Origin of the sequence: Dyella silvatica (genome assembly GCF_026283955.1) — a bacterium.
GTDB classification, from domain to species: domain Bacteria; phylum Pseudomonadota; class Gammaproteobacteria; order Xanthomonadales; family Rhodanobacteraceae; genus Dyella_C; species Dyella_C silvatica.
In genome coordinates, this window is record NZ_JAPDPE010000224.1 from 1 (window position 1) to 1,664 (window position 1,664).

The following is a 1,664-nucleotide window of genomic DNA, read 5'->3' on the forward strand; positions in this document are numbered from 1 at the left end:
GCATGAAAGCCGGTCCGCCGGCCGCGTCGCGACTCAGCCGCAAGGCCGGCACAAACAGCACGCTAAGCACCGCCGAAGCGTCGAGCACGCCCTCGCCCTGCTGCTCGCACACCGAGAGCAGCTGCAGTCGCTCCTGATTAAGCCGATCCAGCCGTTTCGACAGCAGTTCCTGCATCAGAAACTCTTTGCTGCCGAAGTGATAGTTCACCGCTGCAAGATTGGCGTCGGCACGGCTGGTGATCTGACGCAACGACATGGCCTCGTAGCCACGCTCGATAAACAGCGACTCCGCTGCCTCGAGCAGGCGAGCACGGGTATTGCCAACGTTGGTGTACGGACTGATCACTGGCAGCTGCTCACCTTATGTCCTGGTTTTATGTCCCGGGTGCGAAATCCGCTTCGGTTATTCCACGATCACCAGCAAAACACCTACTTCAATCCCTGACTTGAATCTATGACTTGAATCCATGGCTTGAAACGAGTGTTTAAAGGTTAGATCCGCTTAAAACGTTGGGCAAGCTGCAGCGCAAGAATGTGTATGTATTGTGATTTCATAGAGTTATGCGATTTACGATAAATATCGCGCACGGCATAAGATCGAGCCAAAAGCGGGCTCGGTATCTTTCATCGCAATAATTAACGTAGACGGCAGTAGCCCGAAATAATCCGCTTTTGCTGCGACGCGTCCAAACTCACCGCCCTGCGCCATGGCCTGCAAGCCGTTTGGCAAAAGCCTGTTCTGTTAAGTACGCGCTCTATGGCATTGAGAGGCATCTTTAGAACGGGAATCGCGCACCCAGCTCACGGCATGACCTGCAAGGCATGAAACAGCGGCGCAGAATATCTGGCGACGGCAAGGCCAGAAGGCTGCAAGCCGCGCCAAGGAGAGCATCCTCTCGTGGTTGCTCAACGCGAACGGAAAGCCATGCAGCACCAGCGCGACGATGATTCATGGCGTGCTATGCAAACAAACTTATCGCTTATGCAAACTCACCGCGCGCAACATCTTCTAGCGCCCATACGCCGAGCTTCATCATGCGAAGTTCGCCCTGGTGTCACCGCAAGATGCATTGTTCGCATAAGCCAAGCTGGCTTGCGCCGACGGTGGATTTTTCGCCCGTGCCGCACCGCTTTCCCACAGATTTTTAATGGATGGATTTCGCCGCGAGGTGATTTCTATCGGCGATATCGCAAGCACTTGTAACCTCAATGCATAAGCCGGGCATGGATGCATGCTCGCCGCGATGCTTAGCGAATACCTGAAACATGAACGTCAGCCAGCGAGCGTGAAATCGCTGGTCATCCAAGCAAGCGATCTTGGCGTTTTCCGGGTAGCCATCACCTGAGGAGTGCATACGTCATGCGCCGCTTTACATCGATTCTTTTACTTTCCGCTGCATTGCTTGGCAGCACGATGTCACTCACCGGCTGCATCGTGGTGGCGCCACGTCATGAGCGCGTGTGGGTACCCGGGTATTGGGGTCCTCCTCACGTGTGGGTCGGTGGCTACTGGCGTTATCGCTGATTTTTCGCATCAGCGCGATGCCAGCGGTTAGTCCATCGCCAGGCGATACTCACTCAACCGCAAGTGCTCCTCTGAGGTCATCAAGCCCTCATTGCGCCACGGCCACGCCATGCGATAGGGGGCTGCGCATGGCAAGCTC

At 55.6% G+C, this 1,664-nt stretch carries 2 protein-coding genes; one reads left to right on the plus strand and one right to left on the minus strand.

The features are described from left to right. On the minus strand, window positions 1-346 hold a 346-nt coding region (locus OUZ52_RS22765), incomplete at its 3' end, for a TetR/AcrR family transcriptional regulator (RefSeq protein WP_323135395.1). A 1,014-nt stretch (window positions 347-1,360) separates the two neighbouring features. Here OUZ52_RS22765 and OUZ52_RS22770 point away from each other — a divergent pair. Beyond that, a complete protein-coding gene (locus OUZ52_RS22770; protein ID WP_266160895.1) occupies window positions 1,361-1,525 on the plus strand; it encodes a hypothetical protein in 165 nt (54 codons plus the stop codon). The last annotated feature ends 139 nt before the right edge of the window (window positions 1,526-1,664 follow it).

Excerpts from the sequence above, each read along its gene's own strand:
- OUZ52_RS22770 (WP_266160895.1), top strand. The coding sequence starts at position 1,361 with ATGCGCCGCTTTACATCGATTCTTTTACTTTCCGCTGCATTGCTTGGC.